We start from the raw sequence: 563 nt of genomic DNA, 5'->3' as shown, positions 1-563 counted from the left end.
GTAGACGCACTGGCAGCCGGCATCGGCCATGATGCGGGCCTGCTTGGCCAGGTTCTCCGGGGTGGTGGAGTGGGCCATCATCAGGAATCCGACGGTCTCGAGGCCGAGTTCGCGCGCCAGGCCGAAGTGCTGGATCGAGACGTCGGCCTCGGTGCAGTGGGTGGCGATGCGGCAGATGGACGCGCCGTTGTCCTGGGAGATCTTGATGTCTTCCTTGACGCCGACACCCGGCAGCATGAGGAAGGCGATCTTGGCTTGCTTGGCGGTCTCGGCGGCGGCCTTGATCAGTTCCTGCTCAGGGGTTTTCGAGAAACCGTAGTTGAACGAGGACCCACCGAGGCCGTCACCGTGGGTCACCTCGATGACCGGGACGCCCGAACCGTCCAGGGCGGCAACGATATCGCGCACCTCGGTGACGGTGAACTGGTGCCGCTTGTGATGCGAGCCGTCGCGCAGCGAGGTGTCGGTGACACGCACATCGAGTTCGCCCGAGAAGGGCTTCAGGATATTGCTCATGGTCGAATCTCCTTACACCCGAGCCGAGATGATCTGGTCGGCCAGCA

Annotated in this window: 1 pseudogene; it reads right to left on the bottom strand. The window is 63.8% G+C overall.

The features are described from left to right. Positions 1–516: pseudogene (locus V8688_RS32045) on the bottom strand (4-hydroxy-2-oxovalerate aldolase); the annotation flags it as partial. Between the last annotated feature and the right edge of the window lie 47 nt (positions 517–563).

Source organism: Nocardia sp. No.11 (assembly GCF_038752175.1).
Lineage (GTDB): Bacteria > Actinomycetota > Actinomycetes > Mycobacteriales > Mycobacteriaceae > Nocardia > Nocardia canadensis.
This window is presented reverse-complemented; position numbering and strand designations above follow the sequence as displayed.